This window comes from Methylobacterium phyllosphaerae, from assembly GCF_001936175.1.
Lineage (GTDB): Bacteria > Pseudomonadota > Alphaproteobacteria > Rhizobiales > Beijerinckiaceae > Methylobacterium > Methylobacterium fujisawaense.
This window is the reverse complement of record NZ_CP015367.1, coordinates 319,579-333,390: the sequence shown is the minus strand read 5'-3', so window position 1 is coordinate 333,390 and position 13,812 is coordinate 319,579. Positions and strand designations below refer to the sequence as shown.

The following is a 13,812-nucleotide window of genomic DNA, read 5'->3' as shown; positions in this document are numbered from 1 at the left end:
GGCGGCCCGCTCGACGATGTCCCGCAGACCGGGGTCAGGCGTGGCGCCCGTGACGACGGGCGGCGACCGGGCTCATCGCCCGGACGCCTCCGGCCGGCCGGGATCCGGTCAGGCCGCCCGGACGGTCGCCAGGAAGTGCTCCACCTCGCTGCCGAGATGGGCCGCCTGCCGGGCCATCTCGGAGGCCGAAGCCAGGACCTGCGCGGCGGCCGCCCCGGTCTCCTCGGCGGCGCCCGCGACGCCGCTGACATTGGCGGTGACGGATTCGGTCCCGGTCGCCGCCTCGGCGACGTTGCGGACGATCTCCTGGGTGGCCGCGCCCTGCTCCTCCACCGCGGCGGCGATCGACGTCGCCATGCCGCTGATCTCGCGGATGCGGCCCGCGATGCCGTCGATGGCCTGGACGGCCTGGCCGGTCGAGCCCTGGATCTGCGCGATCTGGGCCGAGATCTCGGCCGTGGCCTTGGCGGTCTGGTCGGCCAGCGCCTTCACCTCGGTGGCGACGACCGCGAAGCCGCGTCCCGCGGCGCCGGCCCGGGCGGCCTCGATCGTGGCGTTCAGCGCCAGCAGGTTGGTCTGACTGGCGATGGCCGAGATCAGGTCCACCACCTCCCCGACCCGGCGCGCGCCGGTGCTCAGGGCCTGGACGAGATCGGCCGTGGCGGCCGCCTCGCGGACGGCGGCCTGCGCCAGATCCGCCGAGGAGCCGACCTGACGGCCGATCTCGTTGACCGAGGAGCCCAGTTCCTCGGCGGCCGCCGCGACCGTGGTCACGTTGCTGGAGGCCTCCTCGGCGGCGGCCGCCGCGCTGGTCGACTGGCCGGCCGTCTGCGTCGCCGTCGCGGTGAGGCTCTGGGCCGTGGATTGGAGCTGCGTCGCTGCCGACGTCACCGAGCCGACGATACCGCCGATGGCCGACTCGAACCGGTCGGCGAGTTCGCGCGTCGCCTGCCGGCGCTGGGCCTCGGCGCCGGCCCGGGCCTGCGCGGTCTCGGCCTCGAGGGCGCGGGCGTGCAGCAGGTTCTCCCGGAAGACCGCGACGGTCGCCGACATGGCGCCGATCTCGTCCCGCCGCGCCGCGTAGGGGATCTCGGCCTGCGTGTCGCCGTCGGCGAGGCGCCGCATGGACCGCGTCATCCCCGCGAGCGGCCGCGACACGCCCGTGAAGGCGTACAGCATGGCGCCCAGCGCGATGACGAAGCTGACGAGCAGGCTCACGATGGTGGTCCGGACCGCGTCCGCTTGGCTGTCGCGGGCCGTGCGCCCGGCCGCCTCGCCGTTCCTGATGTTCAGGTCGGCCAGAGCGCGGGTCGCGGTCGAGGCCGCGAGATAGTTGGCGTTCATCGGCCCGCGGAAATAGGCGAGCGCCTGATCGTGCTGATCGCCCGGGAAGGCGCGCAGACGGGTCCAGTCGGCCTGCTGCACCGCGAGCTTGGCGAGCAGGTCGTCGTAGATCGCCTGCTCCTCCTTCGACGCCACCAGGGTGCGGTAGGCCTCGGCCTTCGCCTGACGGTTCCGCATCATCTCGTCCGCGCTCTTCAGGCTGGTCGCGCGCTCCGATTCGGTATCCGCCGTCACGTAGCGGAACTGCCACAGTCGCGAGCGCATCACGAGGGCGTTGATCGCCTGGGCCTCGTTGATCGACGGCACGGCGTTGTCGATCAGCTCCGCGAGCCGCTGGTCGACCGCCTGCATCTTGTAGAGAGTCACGCCGCCCTGAACCAGCGCCGCCAGGAGCAGGAGGGCGAAGAGGCCGCTGAGCTTTGCTTTGAGACTGAGACGCATCGGTCGGTTCCGGTCGTGCGGACGAGACCGGCAGGACATGAACAGGTTGTGCTAATAGTGTCATAACCTGAGGTAGGATCGGGCTTCAGAGGTTCGCGCGTGTCGGCTTGCATACGCGGCCGAGTCCGGCCAACTGGGCCGAACATTCCTCGCCACCGGCCCGACCCACCCACATCGTGTACGTCCTCACCGACATCGCCATCTCCAACTGGTACCTGATCCGCCGCGAGCAGATCCGGCTGCGCGGTGCCGCCGCGCTGGTCGGGCCGACGGGGGCCGGGAAATCGACGATCTTCGATGCGGTCGGCACGGTGCTGGCCGGCAACAACGCCAGCCGCCTCGCCCTCAACGCCTCGGCCTCCGGGCGCAGCGCCCGAACCGTGCGCGACTATTGCTTGGGCTGGATCAGCGACCCGGCGGAAGGCGGCCGCCCGACCCGGGAATCCTGCGAGACCGTGCTGGTCCTGGTCTTCGAGAATCCCGATTCCGGCCGCGTGGTCTCGGTCGGCCTCGCCCTGGCCGCTCGGGCCGTGGAGCCCAAGGAGACGGTGCTCTCGCGCTTCATCGCGGTCGGGCACCGGTTCGAGGTCTCCGACTACGCCCGCACCGCCCCCGGCGGCACCTACACGGCGCCCTGGAGCGAGATCGCCGCGGACCTGCGGGCCCGCGCGGCGAGCTTCACCGAGTACCGGACCTCCGGCGAACGCTTCACGGCCGATGTCCTCGCCACCCTGCGCGAGGGGGCGCCGTCGCCGGAGCCGCGCCACTTCCTGCGCAGCTTCGCCAACGCGGTGGCGTTCAAGCCGATCTTCGACACCAGCGCCTTCGTGCGCGCCTTCGTGCTCGACCCGGAGCCCCTGGACGTCGAGCGCGTGCGCCACTCCATCGCCAACTGGCGTCGGCTTCTGGAGACCATCGCCGAGCTGGAGAGCCGCCTCGGACGCCTGCGGCGCCTGCGCGACCGCTACGAAGCCTGGGGTGAGGCGGTCCTCGCTGCCGCGACGCACGAGCTGCGCGCGGCGAGCGCCGAGCTGCGCCGCCGGAGCCTCGACCTCATCGCCGTCCGGTCCCGGCTCCGGGAAGGCGCCGACACCCTGCGCATCGCCCGCGAGCGCGTCGCGGCGAGCCGCGGCTACGTCCGCGAGATCGACGGCGAGATCGCCGAGAAGAAGGCGCTGGCCACCGCGAGCGCCGCCGAGGGCCGGCTCGCCGCCTCGACGCTGGGCCTCTCCATGCTGGAGCGCGACCGGAAGGAGCTGATCGGCCGGATCGGCGATCTCGTCGGCCTCGTCGGGCAGATGGCCAAGCTCCAGCCGGTCGCCCCGATCCTGCGCCAGAGCTGCCCGCAGGCGGCCCGCCTCGCCGAGGCCTGCGCCCGGGCGGGCCTGCGTCGGGAATCCTCCCCCGAGGAGATCCTGCGCCCCGAGGGGCCGCTCGCCGAATTGGCCGACGGGCTGGTGCGCCTGCCCGATTTCGACGAGGCGCTGGAGCGGGCCGCCGAGGACGCGGCGCTGAAGGCCCGCGCCCAGGAGAGCGAGGCCGAGCGCACGGCGCCGCGCACCGGCGGCGGCCCGACCGCGCGCCTGTCCTCCGACACGGTGGCGTTCCGCGGCGAGCTGGAGCGCCGCGGCATCGACGCGGTGCCGATCTGCGAACTGGCCGAGATCGTCGACCCGACCTGGGGGCCGGCCCTCGAAGGCCTGCTGGGGCGCGCCCGCGAGGCCCTGGTGGTTCCCCCGGACCGGCTGAACGAGGCGCTCGGCGTCCTGCAATCCGGCCGCGACCGGTTCCACCGCTGCATCCTGGTGAAGACCACCGACACCGCCAAGCAGCGGTCCCGCCGCTACGACGACGGTCCGCTCACCGTGATCGAGACCAGCGACCCGCACGCGGAGGCGTTCCTCGGCGTGCGGCTCGGCGGCTACGACCTCGCCCGGGACGACGCCGAACTGGCCCGCCTCGCCCGGGCGGTCGCCCCGAGCGGCCGGACCACGGCCGGGATGGCCTATTCGGTCACCCGCAGCGTCGACCTGCTGATGACCCGCGGCCATCGCGGGCCCACCGCCGACAGCCGCCGCGCCCACGAGATCGCCGTCGCCGAGGCGCGGCGCCTGCGCGGCGAGGCCGCGGTCCTGCGCGAGGCCGCCCGGACGGCGGCCGCGATCCGGGCCCGCGTCGCCCGGGGCCTCGACGACGTGGAGGCGCTCCGGGCCGAGCTCGACGGGCTCGACGGGCGGCGGCGCACGCTCCAGACCGAGCGGGAGGGTATCGAGAAGCGTGACACGGCCGGGCTCGCCGCCGAGATCGCCGCGCTGACCACCGAGCGGGTCGGCTACCTGCGGGAATTGTCGGAGGAGCTGGAGCCCAAGCTCGACCGCCTGCTCGCCGACGAGGCGGCGCTGCGCGCCCGGATGGGACCGGTGCGCGAGGCCGTCCGCGCCGCTCTGTCGGCCCGCCGCGCGGCCCTGCGCCAGCTCAGTGCCGGCGACGCCGCGCGGGTGCGCCTCGCCCGCGGCGAGCCCTTCGACCTCGGCGTGGTCGCCGAGGCGCGGCGGGCGCTGGCCGGCCTCGATGCCAAGGCGGCCGGGACCCGGGTGACCGCCGAGCGCGGCCTCGCCCGGGAGTCCGCCGAGGCCGCCCGCTCCCACGGGCGGATCGCCGAGCGGGAGCTGGCGGAGGCCTGCGCCGCCTGGCGGGTGGAGAACCCGCTCGCCTCCGGGGACGCCCCGGCGATCGACGGCTTCGCCTGGGTGCGGCGGGAATACGAGGCCGTGGAGGGGCACGAACTCCGCCGCTACAGGGCGCAGGCCGAGCGGGCCGAGGTCGAGATGCGCCGCCTGATGACCGAGGATCTGCTGACGCGCCTCGCCGACCGGTTCGAGCGGGTCCATGCCCGGCTCGCCGCCCTCAACGAGCGGCTCTCGGCGCGCAGCTTCACCGGCCAGACCTACGCGTTCGAGGCGGCGGTGGATCGCCGCTACGCCGCCGTGCACGCGCTCGCCACCGAGACCGCCCGCTCACCCGAGGCCGCGCAGGCGCTGCTCGCCGGCGAGGCGGAGGGGCAGATGGCGGCGGCGCTCGAGGAGATCACCGCGCTGATCGCCGGCGAGGAGGATGCGGCGCGGCTCGCCGATTACCGCAACTACTTCGTCTACGAGATCGGCATGCGCGACCGGGCGGGCAACCGCACCACGATGTCGGCCCGAGCGCTGCGCGGCTCCGGCGGCGAGGCCCAGGCGCCGTTCTACGTGGCGATCGCCGCCTCGCTGGCCAGCGCCTACTATCCGGGCGACCGGCCGGGCGACGAGAATCCGGGCTTGGGCCTGTGCCTGCTCGACGAGGCCTTCTCGAAGCTCGACGTGCGCAACAGCCAGGCGCTGGTCGATCTGTACCGGGCCTGGGGGCTGCAGCTCCTGATCGCCGCCCCCGAGGACAAGCGCACCACGCTGACCGAGGTGATGGATACGATCGTGACGGTCTATAAGAGCCCGGATCTCACCTCGGTGCGGATCGAGGCCGAACATCCCCTCGAGGCGGCCCGGCGGGCGCTGCACGCGATCAACCCCGACCAGATCGGGATCGAGGGGTTTCGCCAGCCGGACGCGGCGGAGTGATCGGCGCCGGGGTCGGCGCCTTCGGGCGATCAGAGCCCTCACGGTCGTGACGCGCGTCGCGACCCTTGCCTTCGGGACGTTCGGAAACGTGGTGCTCGCGGTTGCTGCGCGCCGCGTGCCAGGACAGCGGCGCCGACGCCATCACCGGGAGGGCTCACCGAGCCCGCGCAGGGCCGGGGCGGGGCTCGCGCCGCCATCCCCGGTATCCCCGTTCTTCGTCGCGCCGGGCGTCAGTTCAGGTAGGTGCGGATCCAGTTCGGCGAGAGGATCTCGCCCTCTTCGGTGATGATCCAGGGCTGCTTGGCCGGGTCGGCCAGGGCACCGGCCGCGGCCGCGATCGCCTCGCGCAGGGTGTCGTAGCGCTCGGGCTGCGCGAGCGGGGCGCTCGCCGGGGCCGTGCGCCAGATCGTCAGATCCGCGGGCCGTTCCAGAGCTTCGGTTTCCATGGGTACTCGTCCTTCCGAACCGTTTTGGACCGTTCAGATCGCCGCCGCCGGGCTGGGCCGAGGAGCGGTGGCGATCGAGGGTCTGAGCGTCAATGCAAGCATCTCTGCGGCAGCTTTGCGATCAATTCGGGCGGTTTTCGAAGCCAGCACCCGGTGCCGAGGCACGAGCGTGGGCGGGGTTCGGTGTTCCATGTCCGTATTGAGCACAGCTGAGCTGCCCTGGACTTGCGAGAATTGTGGCTCCTGAATGGTGACCATTCCGTTAGCCAGTCTGCACCGGTCGCCGACGTGCGCCAGAACACGTCAGGAGCCTGTCGGCGGCGGCGCCTCTCTGTGTTGACGCCCCGATCCTGAACGCGCACTTAAGGCTTCGCCCGTCGAGGGCCTGCCTTCGCGCTTCTTTCGGAGACACCCGTGCCGGATCGTACCGTGCGCATCGTCCTCGCCGCGGTCCTGGTCCTGCTGGCGCTCTACGTCGCCCAACCCTACCTGCAACCGCTGCTCTACTCCGCCGACACGCCGCGGGCGGTGATGGCCCGCGGCGATCTGGCGCCGGCCGAGACCTCGACCGTCGCACTGTTCGAGCGCGCGAGCCCGTCCGTCGTTCACGTTTTCGCGCAGGGGGCGGCGCAGAACCGAGACCTGCTCGACCTCGACGACCAGGGTGGCGACCAGGGCGGGACGCAGACCGGCACCGGCTTCGTCTGGGACGGCGCCGGCCACATCGTCACCAACACCCATGTCGTGCAGAACGCCGCGCAGAGCGGCGGATCGGTCTCCGTCCGGCTCGGCGACGGCGAGGTGGTCCCCGCGACCCTCGTCGGCCTGGCGCCGTCCTACGACCTCGCCGTCCTGCAGCTCGGGCGGGTGCGGCACATGCCGCCGCCGCTGGCGATCGGCACCTCGGCGGATCTGAAGGTCGGGCAATCGGCCTTCGCCATCGGCAACCCGTTCGGCCTCGACCACACCCTGACCACCGGCGTGATCAGCGCCGTGCGGCGGCGCATGCCGACCAGCGAGGGGCGCGAATTGTCCGGCGTGATCCAGACGGACGCGGCGATCAATCCCGGCAATTCCGGCGGGCCCCTCCTCGATTCCGCGGGCCGGCTGATCGGCGTCAACACCGCCATCGTCTCGCCGTCCGGCGCCAGCGCCGGGATCGGCTTCGCGATCCCCGTCGATGTCGTCAACCGCATCGTGCCGGAGCTGATCAAGGCCGGCCGGGTGCGCAATCCCGGCATCGGCATCATCGCCGCCCAGGAGGCGGCCACCGCGCGGCTCGGCATCGACGGCGTTGTGATCGTGCGGGTGCTGCCCGGCTCCCCCGCCGCGCAGGCCGGGCTGCGCGGCGTCGACCCGCAGACCGGGGATATCGGCGACGTGATCGTCGAGGCCAACGGCCGCCCGGTCCATCGGCTCGCGGACCTGACGGCGGCCATCGAGGAAGCCGGCCTCGGCGCCGGCGTGACCCTGAAGGTGGTGCGCGACAGCCGGATCCGGCAGGTCCGCGTCACCACGGCTGACGTTGCGGAGAACCGGCAATGACGCGCCTGCGCCTGGCCCTCCCCGTCATCCTCCTCGCCGGTGCGGCGCAGGCCGGCGAGCCGCCTGCGCGCGCGCGCCTCTGCCCGGAGAATCTGCCCGAGGGCGTGCGTCTCCCGCCGCAGCCCGGCTGCGACGCCGACATCCGCCCGCCGAAGCCGCGCCGTCCCGGCTTCTTCGACCTGGGCGACGGGACCAGCATCCAGATCGGCGGGAGCGCCTCCGCCACCTATGGCGTGCGGCGCTGAGCGATGGTGCTGTTTGCCGGCCTGCTCGCCTGCCTGACCCTGTGGTGGCTGTCCAAGAACGGCGGCCTCGGCCGACGGATCAGACGCGGCCTCGGGGCTGGCCTCGGCTCAGCCTTCGGCTCAGCCATGGGACGGATGCGGCTGCCGACCTTCGGCGCCTTCGCGCTGCTCGCCGCCGGGTTCCTGCTCCTGCGCGGGAACTTCGTCCTGGCGGCGCTGCTCGGGCTCAGCGGCGTCTGGTTGATCGAGGGGCAGGCCGCGATGACCGCGCGGCTCCGTCGCCTGATCCGGCCGGACCCCGGTCAGGGGCCCCGCGATCCTGCGGATCGCCGCTTCCGCACGACCCTGATCGACGCGCTCCTGCGCCCGGACGGCAGCCTGCGCACCGGCCGGGTCATCGCCGGGCCAAGCGCCGGCACGTCGCTCGACGCCATGCCGACCGGTGCCGTGGTCGAGCTGCTCCGGCTCTGCCGCCTTCGCGACGCCGCGGGCGCCGCCCTGTTAGAGCCGTATCTCGACCGCCGGGCGCCCGGATGGCGTGTAGACGCTGAGCGCGATCGCGACCCGCGGCCGCGCCGTCCGGCGAACCCAGGGACGATGACGCAGGAGGAGGCGTACCAGGTCCTGGGGCTTCAGCGCGGGGCGACCGCTGAGGAGATCCGGTCGGCCCACCGGTCTCTCATGAAGCGGGCTCACCCCGACCAGGGAGGCAGCGCCGAGCGGGCGGCGCGCGTCAACGCGGCCCGGGACAGGCTTCTGAACCGACATCGCTGAACTCCACGCGCGTTGTCAGAGAGATACCGATCGTCGGCCGCGGACGAACTCGATCGCGGCCGTTCCGTGTCGGCGCGCGGGCGCGCCGGCCGGTCTCCGGAGCCTCAGCTCCGGGTGGCGAAGCAGCTGAAGCCGCTGCGCTTCAGGGCCGAGCAGGCCTCCTGGGCGGAATCCTGCTCGGCGAAGCCCGAGAAGCGGGCCCGGAACAGCGTGGTGCCGCCGTGCTCGACCTTGACGGTGTAGGGTGCGGCCTTGGAGAGGCTGCCCCCCACCTTGGCGCGCGCCTCAGAGAGCATCGACCGGGCCTTGCCCTCGTCGTCCATGGCCCCGAGCTGGATCACCCAGGCGGTGGGGACGACGCGGGCGCCGGAGACCGCCTTCGGCGGCTCGTCGCGCTCGAGGGAGGCGACCCGGGCCGTGGATTTGGACGCCCCCGGGAAGGGCGGCTGGGCATTTCCGCCGCCGGCATAGGCCTGGGCCGCCTTCGGGATTCCCTGCGGCCCGGGCTTCCAGGTGCCGCCCGGCGTCGTCGTCTTCGAGGGCGACAGGTCGAGGGGCTCGCCGGTGGTGCCGGTGGTCTCGACATCCTCGTCGTCGGCGGAGGCGACCTGCGTGCGGGTCCGCGAGACCGCGTCGGCGACGACTGCCGGGCGGGCGCGCTCGGCCACTTCGGTGACGGCGGGCGCGACCCGGGCGCCGGCATAGGCCCGCGGCAGGCTGGACCGGACGAGGTCGGCCATGATCCGGTCGCGGCTCGCGCCGGACTTGCCGCCGAGCACGATCGCCACGATCTGGCGGCCGTCGGACTTCGCGGCGGTCATCAGGTTGAAGCCGGAATCCCGGGTGTAGCCGGTCTTGATCCCGTCGACGCCCTGGACGTTGCCCAGCAGGTGGTTGTGGTTGCCGATCACCCGGCCGCGGAACGCGAAGGACCGGGTCTGGAAGTAACGGTAATAGCGCGGAAACCGGTCCTGGATCGCCTGGGCGAGGACGGTCAGGTCGCGGGCGGTGGTGAGCTGGTCCGGGTCGGGCAGGCCCGAGGCGTTGGCGTAGCGCGTCCGGCTCATGCCCAGGGCATGGGCCTTGGCGGTCATCATCTGGGCGAAGCGCTCCTCGGAGCCGGCGATGTTCTCGCCGATGGCGCAGGCCACGTCGTTCGCCGACTTCGTCACGATCGCCTTGATGGCATCCTCGACCGTGATGGTCTGGCCCGGCCGCAGGCCGAGCTTCGACGGCGCCTGGGCGGCGGCGTGGGCCGAGATGGTCAGTTCGGAATCGAGGGCGAACTTGCCGCGCTCCATCTGCTCGAACAGCATGTAGAGCGTCATCACCTTGGTGATCGAGGCCGGGTGCCGCAGGGCGTCCTCGTTGACCGCGTGCAGGGTCTTGCCGCTTTTCACGTCCACGACCATCGCGGCGTAGGGCGGGTTGTAGCCGCCGGTGGCCCGGGCATGGTGTTGGTGCCGGCCGCGCCGGGCCTCGGCCGGCGAGGCCAGGGCCGTCAGGACCGCGGCGGCCAGGATCGCGGCCGGGAGCGCTGGAATCGTCCGGGAGCGGCCTACTACGCTACGCATCACGCCTGATTGCCTCGCGAGACCGGATCTGGCCGGTCGTATCCCCTGCAGAGCCTCCCGCCGATCGCGTGGCCCCGCTGCATCAGTGGAGAGTTAGGCAGGTGCAGTTACAGGCCCGTTAATGCGATCGCGGCGAATGCCGGATCGTGTCGTTCCGGCCATCGTTTACGGTCGATCGCTCGCGGACCGTCACCGGCCTGCCAACCCATGCCGGTTGCGGCCGACGGGTCTTACCCGCTCGAGCTTGACGCTGGCTGTCGCGCCGCACACTCTCGCGCCGATCCGAAGAGGTCGGTCACGGGTGGCCGGCAGGTTCGGCGGCGGTCTGGAGATCGGCGATGCAGAGGCCCCCTGCCCTTCCGTTGAGCCCGGTCGTCTCCGGGTTCAGAACGCCCCTTCATCGGTTCGGGATCGTGAGTCGGGCGGCCCAGACCCTCGGGATCACGTATGCCGACTCGTTCAAGACGGCGTTCGACGATCTCGGGGCTACCTCGCGGGCGCTGGCGGCGGCCCGCGGCCCGGCCGAACTCGTGGCGGTTCAGGCCGCATATCTGAACCGGGCCGGGGCGCGCGCCACGGCCCGCTCTGCCGCGGCCGGCGACATGATCCTCGGCCTCACCGGCGCATTTCTGCGGCCGAAGGCAGCGCTCGAAGGCGCGCCCCGTCCCGGATCGGCGCAGACGTGAGCCGCTGGCGCATGATCAGCGAGGCGGACAAGTGCGCACAGGCGTCTGGCGAAGTCGGCTCACCGTCTGTAGATTAACGGCCGTGGAGCCGAGCGCTGCTCCCGGCAGGCCAGGACTGGATCGGCCGTCAGGGCCGGCGGCGCCCGCTCCAAACGAGGGATCGGTTCGACGCACATGACACAGGTCCCCATGCAGGGCACCGCGAGTTCGACGAAGGTTCACTGGCCGGCGCGCAAAGCGGTCACGGCGTCCGGCTCGCGCGCCCCTGGCGGCGACGACCGGTCCAACACGGCGATCATCACCCGCACCAAGCCGCGGACCAAGCGGCCGAGCCTGTACCGGGTACTCCTTCTGAACGACGACTATACGCCGATGGAGTTCGTGGTCCTGGTGGTCGAGCGGTTCTTCAACAAGAGCCACGAGGACGCCTACCACATCATGATGCACGTGCATCAGAACGGGGTCGGCGAGTGCGGCGTCTTCACCTACGAGGTGGCGGAGACCAAGGTGACGCAGGTCATGGACTTCGCGCGCAAACACCAACATCCTCTCCAGTGCGTTATGGAAAAGAAATAGGCGCCGCTCGCGGTAGGCACCCACACAGAGGCCAGCTTTGCCAAGCTTCTCACGCAGCCTAGAACAAGCTCTCCACCGCGCCCTGGCGCTGGCCGGAGAACGCCGGCACGAATACGCGACGCTGGAGCATCTCCTGCTCGCCCTCGTGGACGATCAGGATGCGGCCGCGGTCATGCGTGCCTGCAACGTCGAGATCGACACGCTCAAGCGCAGCCTGGTCGACTATGTCGACACGGAACTCTCCAACCTCACCGGGGACGGACGGCAGGACGCCAAGCCCACGGCGGGCTTCCAGCGCGTGATCCAGCGGGCGGTGATCCACGTCCAGTCCTCCGGTCGCGAGGAGGTGACCGGCGCCAACGTGCTCGTGGCGATCTTCGCCGAGCGCGAGAGCCACGCCGCCTACTTCCTGCAGGAGCAGGACATGACCCGCTACGACGCGGTCAACTACATCAGCCACGGCATCGCCAAGCGCCCGGGCGCCTCCGAGGCGAAGCCCGTGCGCGGTGCCGAGGACGAGGGTGCCGCCGAGCGCCCGAGCGACGAGGGGGATCCCCGCGGCGGCGCGAAGAAGAAGGGCGACGCGCTCGACGCCTACTGCGTCAACCTCAACAAGAAGGCCCGCGACGGCAAGATCGACCCGCTGATCGGCCGCGAGACCGAGGTCCAGCGGACCATCCAGGTCCTGTGCCGCCGGCAGAAGAACAACCCGCTGCTCGTGGGTGACCCGGGCGTCGGCAAGACCGCCATCGCCGAGGGGCTGGCCCGCAAGATCATCCAGCACGAGGTGCCGGAGGTCCTGGCCGACGCGACCGTCTTCTCCCTCGACATGGGCACGCTGCTCGCCGGCACCCGCTACCGGGGCGACTTCGAGGAGCGCCTCAAGCAGGTGATGAAGGAGATCGAGGCGCACCCGAACGCCATCATGTTCATCGACGAGATCCACACGGTGATCGGTGCCGGTGCGACCTCGGGCGGGGCCATGGACGCGTCGAACCTGCTCAAGCCGGCGCTGGCCTCGGGCACGCTGCGCTGCATCGGCTCGACCACCTACAAGGAGTACCGCCAGTACTTCGAGAAGGACCGCGCCCTGGTGCGCCGGTTCCAGAAGATCGACGTCAACGAGCCGTCGATCCCCGACACGATCGAGATCGTGAAGGGCCTGCGCCCGTATTTCGAGGAGTTCCACAAGCTCAAGTACACGACCGAGGCCGTGAAGGCCGCGGTGGAGCTGTCGGCGCGCTACATCAACGACCGCAAGCTGCCCGACAAGGCGATCGACGTGATCGACGAGACGGGGGCCTCGCAGATGCTCGTGCCGGAGGCCCGCCGCAAGCGCACCATCGGCATCAAGGAGATCGAGGCGACCATCGCCACGATGGCCCGGATCCCGCCGAAGACCGTCTCGAAGGACGACGCGGTGGTGCTCCAGCACCTGACCGAGAACCTGAAGCGCGTGGTCTACGGTCAGCCGAACGCCATCGAGGCCCTGACCTCGGCGATCAAGCTGGCCCGGGCCGGGCTGCGCGACCCGGACAAGCCGATCGGCTCGTATCTGTTCGCGGGACCGACCGGCGTCGGCAAGACCGAGGCCGCCAAGCAGCTCGCCGCGTCGCTGGGCGTCGAGATGCTGCGCTTCGACATGTCGGAATACATGGAGCGCCACACGGTGAGCCGCCTGATCGGCGCGCCCCCCGGCTACGTGGGCTTCGACCAGGGCGGCCTGCTCACCGACGGGATCGACCAGCACCCGCATTGCGTGCTGCTGCTCGACGAGATCGAGAAGGCGCACCCGGACTTGTTCAACATCCTGTTGCAGGTCATGGACCACGGGAAGCTGACCGACCACAACGGCAAGCAGGTCGATTTCCGCAACGTCATCATCATCATGACGTCGAATGCGGGTGCTTCGGATCTGGCGAAGGCGGCCTACGGCTTCACCCAGTCGAAGCGTTCCGGCGACGACGTGGAGGCGATCAACCGGCTGTTCGCGCCGGAATTCCGCAACCGCCTCGACGCGATCATCTCGTTCGGCCACCTGCCGAAGGAGGTGGTGGCCAAGGTGGTCGACAAGTTCGTCCTCCAGCTCGAGGCGCAGCTCGCCGACCGCAACGTCACGATCGAGCTCTCGGACGAGGCCCGCGACTGGCTGGTGGAGCATGGCTACGACGACGCGATGGGCGCCCGCCCGATGGCTCGGCTGATCCAGTCGACCATCAAGACGCCCCTCGCCGACGAGGTTCTGTTCGGCAAGCTGAAGGATGGCGGTGCGGTCCGCGTGGTCGTGCGCAAGCCGGAGGATGCCGAGGCCAAGTCGGGCGCCAAGGACAGCCTGGGCTTCGATTTCCCAGCCGGCCCCGTCACGCCCAAGCCCGAGAAGGACGTGACCAACGCCGCCAAGCGCCACAAGCGGGCCAAGCCCCGCGCCGCGGCGCGCAAGAAGACGCCGAAGGACAACAAGGGCGGCGGCGGCAGCTCGGGCGGCGGCGTCCGGACCGTGCCGAAGGTGCCACTCGTGCGCGCCTAATGGTGTGCATGCCGGCTGGCGGCCTTCCGGACTAGGGGCC

General features: G+C 71.6%; 10 protein-coding genes. 7 read left to right on the top strand and 3 right to left on the bottom strand.

The window, feature by feature from the left end; all coding sequences use genetic code 11:
* Positions 1-108: 108 nt before the first annotated feature.
* Complete coding sequence (locus MCBMB27_RS01615) at positions 109-1,785, bottom strand: methyl-accepting chemotaxis protein (protein ID WP_075379711.1); 1,677 nt, start codon at positions 1,783-1,785, stop codon at positions 109-111.
* Positions 1,786-1,961: 176 nt separating this feature from the next.
* Here MCBMB27_RS01615 and MCBMB27_RS01610 point away from each other — a divergent pair, with 176 nt between their 5' ends.
* Positions 1,962-5,399, top strand: a complete 3,438-nt coding sequence (locus MCBMB27_RS01610; protein WP_043755917.1) for an SbcC/MukB-like Walker B domain-containing protein — start codon at positions 1,962-1,964, stop codon at positions 5,397-5,399.
* Positions 5,400-5,629: 230 nt separating this feature from the next.
* On the opposite strand, the gene MCBMB27_RS01605 is transcribed toward MCBMB27_RS01610, so the two are convergent.
* The gene (locus MCBMB27_RS01605) at positions 5,630-5,845 is read right to left on the bottom strand and encodes a hypothetical protein (RefSeq protein WP_043352013.1); all 216 of its coding nucleotides are present in this window, start codon (positions 5,843-5,845) and stop codon (positions 5,630-5,632) included.
* A 414-nt stretch (positions 5,846-6,259) separates the two neighbouring features.
* Between MCBMB27_RS01605 and MCBMB27_RS01600 the strand changes: the two genes are divergently transcribed.
* From MCBMB27_RS01600 to MCBMB27_RS01590, 3 genes are read left to right on the top strand one after another with little or no spacing between them, the layout of a single operon-like run.
* Entirely contained in the window at positions 6,260-7,390 is a 1,131-nt protein-coding gene (locus MCBMB27_RS01600; RefSeq protein ID WP_043352011.1) for a S1C family serine protease, read from the top strand.
* Positions 7,387-7,635 carry a hypothetical protein gene (locus MCBMB27_RS01595; protein ID WP_043755915.1) on the top strand — a complete coding sequence of 83 codons (249 nt, stop codon included), beginning with the start codon at positions 7,387-7,389 and terminating at the stop codon, positions 7,633-7,635. Before MCBMB27_RS01600 ends, MCBMB27_RS01595 begins: the two co-directional genes overlap by 4 nt.
* 3 nt (positions 7,636-7,638) lie before the next feature.
* A complete protein-coding gene (locus MCBMB27_RS01590; protein ID WP_075379710.1) occupies positions 7,639-8,409 on the top strand; it encodes a J domain-containing protein in 771 nt (256 codons plus the stop codon).
* A 104-nt stretch (positions 8,410-8,513) separates the two neighbouring features.
* Here the strand turns inward: MCBMB27_RS01590 and MCBMB27_RS01585 are convergent, their stop codons facing one another.
* Positions 8,514-9,983: a D-alanyl-D-alanine carboxypeptidase gene (locus tag MCBMB27_RS01585; RefSeq protein ID WP_043352005.1), complete on the bottom strand. Its 1,470-nt coding sequence runs from the start codon at positions 9,981-9,983 to the stop codon at positions 8,514-8,516.
* Between the two features lie 413 nt (positions 9,984-10,396).
* Here MCBMB27_RS01585 and MCBMB27_RS01580 point away from each other — a divergent pair, with 413 nt between their 5' ends.
* From MCBMB27_RS01580 to clpA, 3 genes are all read left to right on the top strand, one after another.
* Complete coding sequence (locus tag MCBMB27_RS01580; RefSeq protein ID WP_236952864.1) at positions 10,397-10,669, top strand: phasin family protein; 273 nt, start codon at positions 10,397-10,399, stop codon at positions 10,667-10,669.
* A gap of 189 nt (positions 10,670-10,858) precedes the next feature.
* A complete protein-coding gene (gene clpS, locus MCBMB27_RS01575) occupies positions 10,859-11,245 on the top strand; it encodes an ATP-dependent Clp protease adapter ClpS (protein WP_043352001.1) in 387 nt (128 codons plus the stop codon).
* Between the two features lie 37 nt (positions 11,246-11,282).
* The gene (gene clpA / locus MCBMB27_RS01570) at positions 11,283-13,772 is read left to right on the top strand and encodes an ATP-dependent Clp protease ATP-binding subunit ClpA (RefSeq protein ID WP_043388654.1); all 2,490 of its coding nucleotides are present in this window, start codon (positions 11,283-11,285) and stop codon (positions 13,770-13,772) included.
* Positions 13,773-13,812 lie beyond the last annotated feature (40 nt).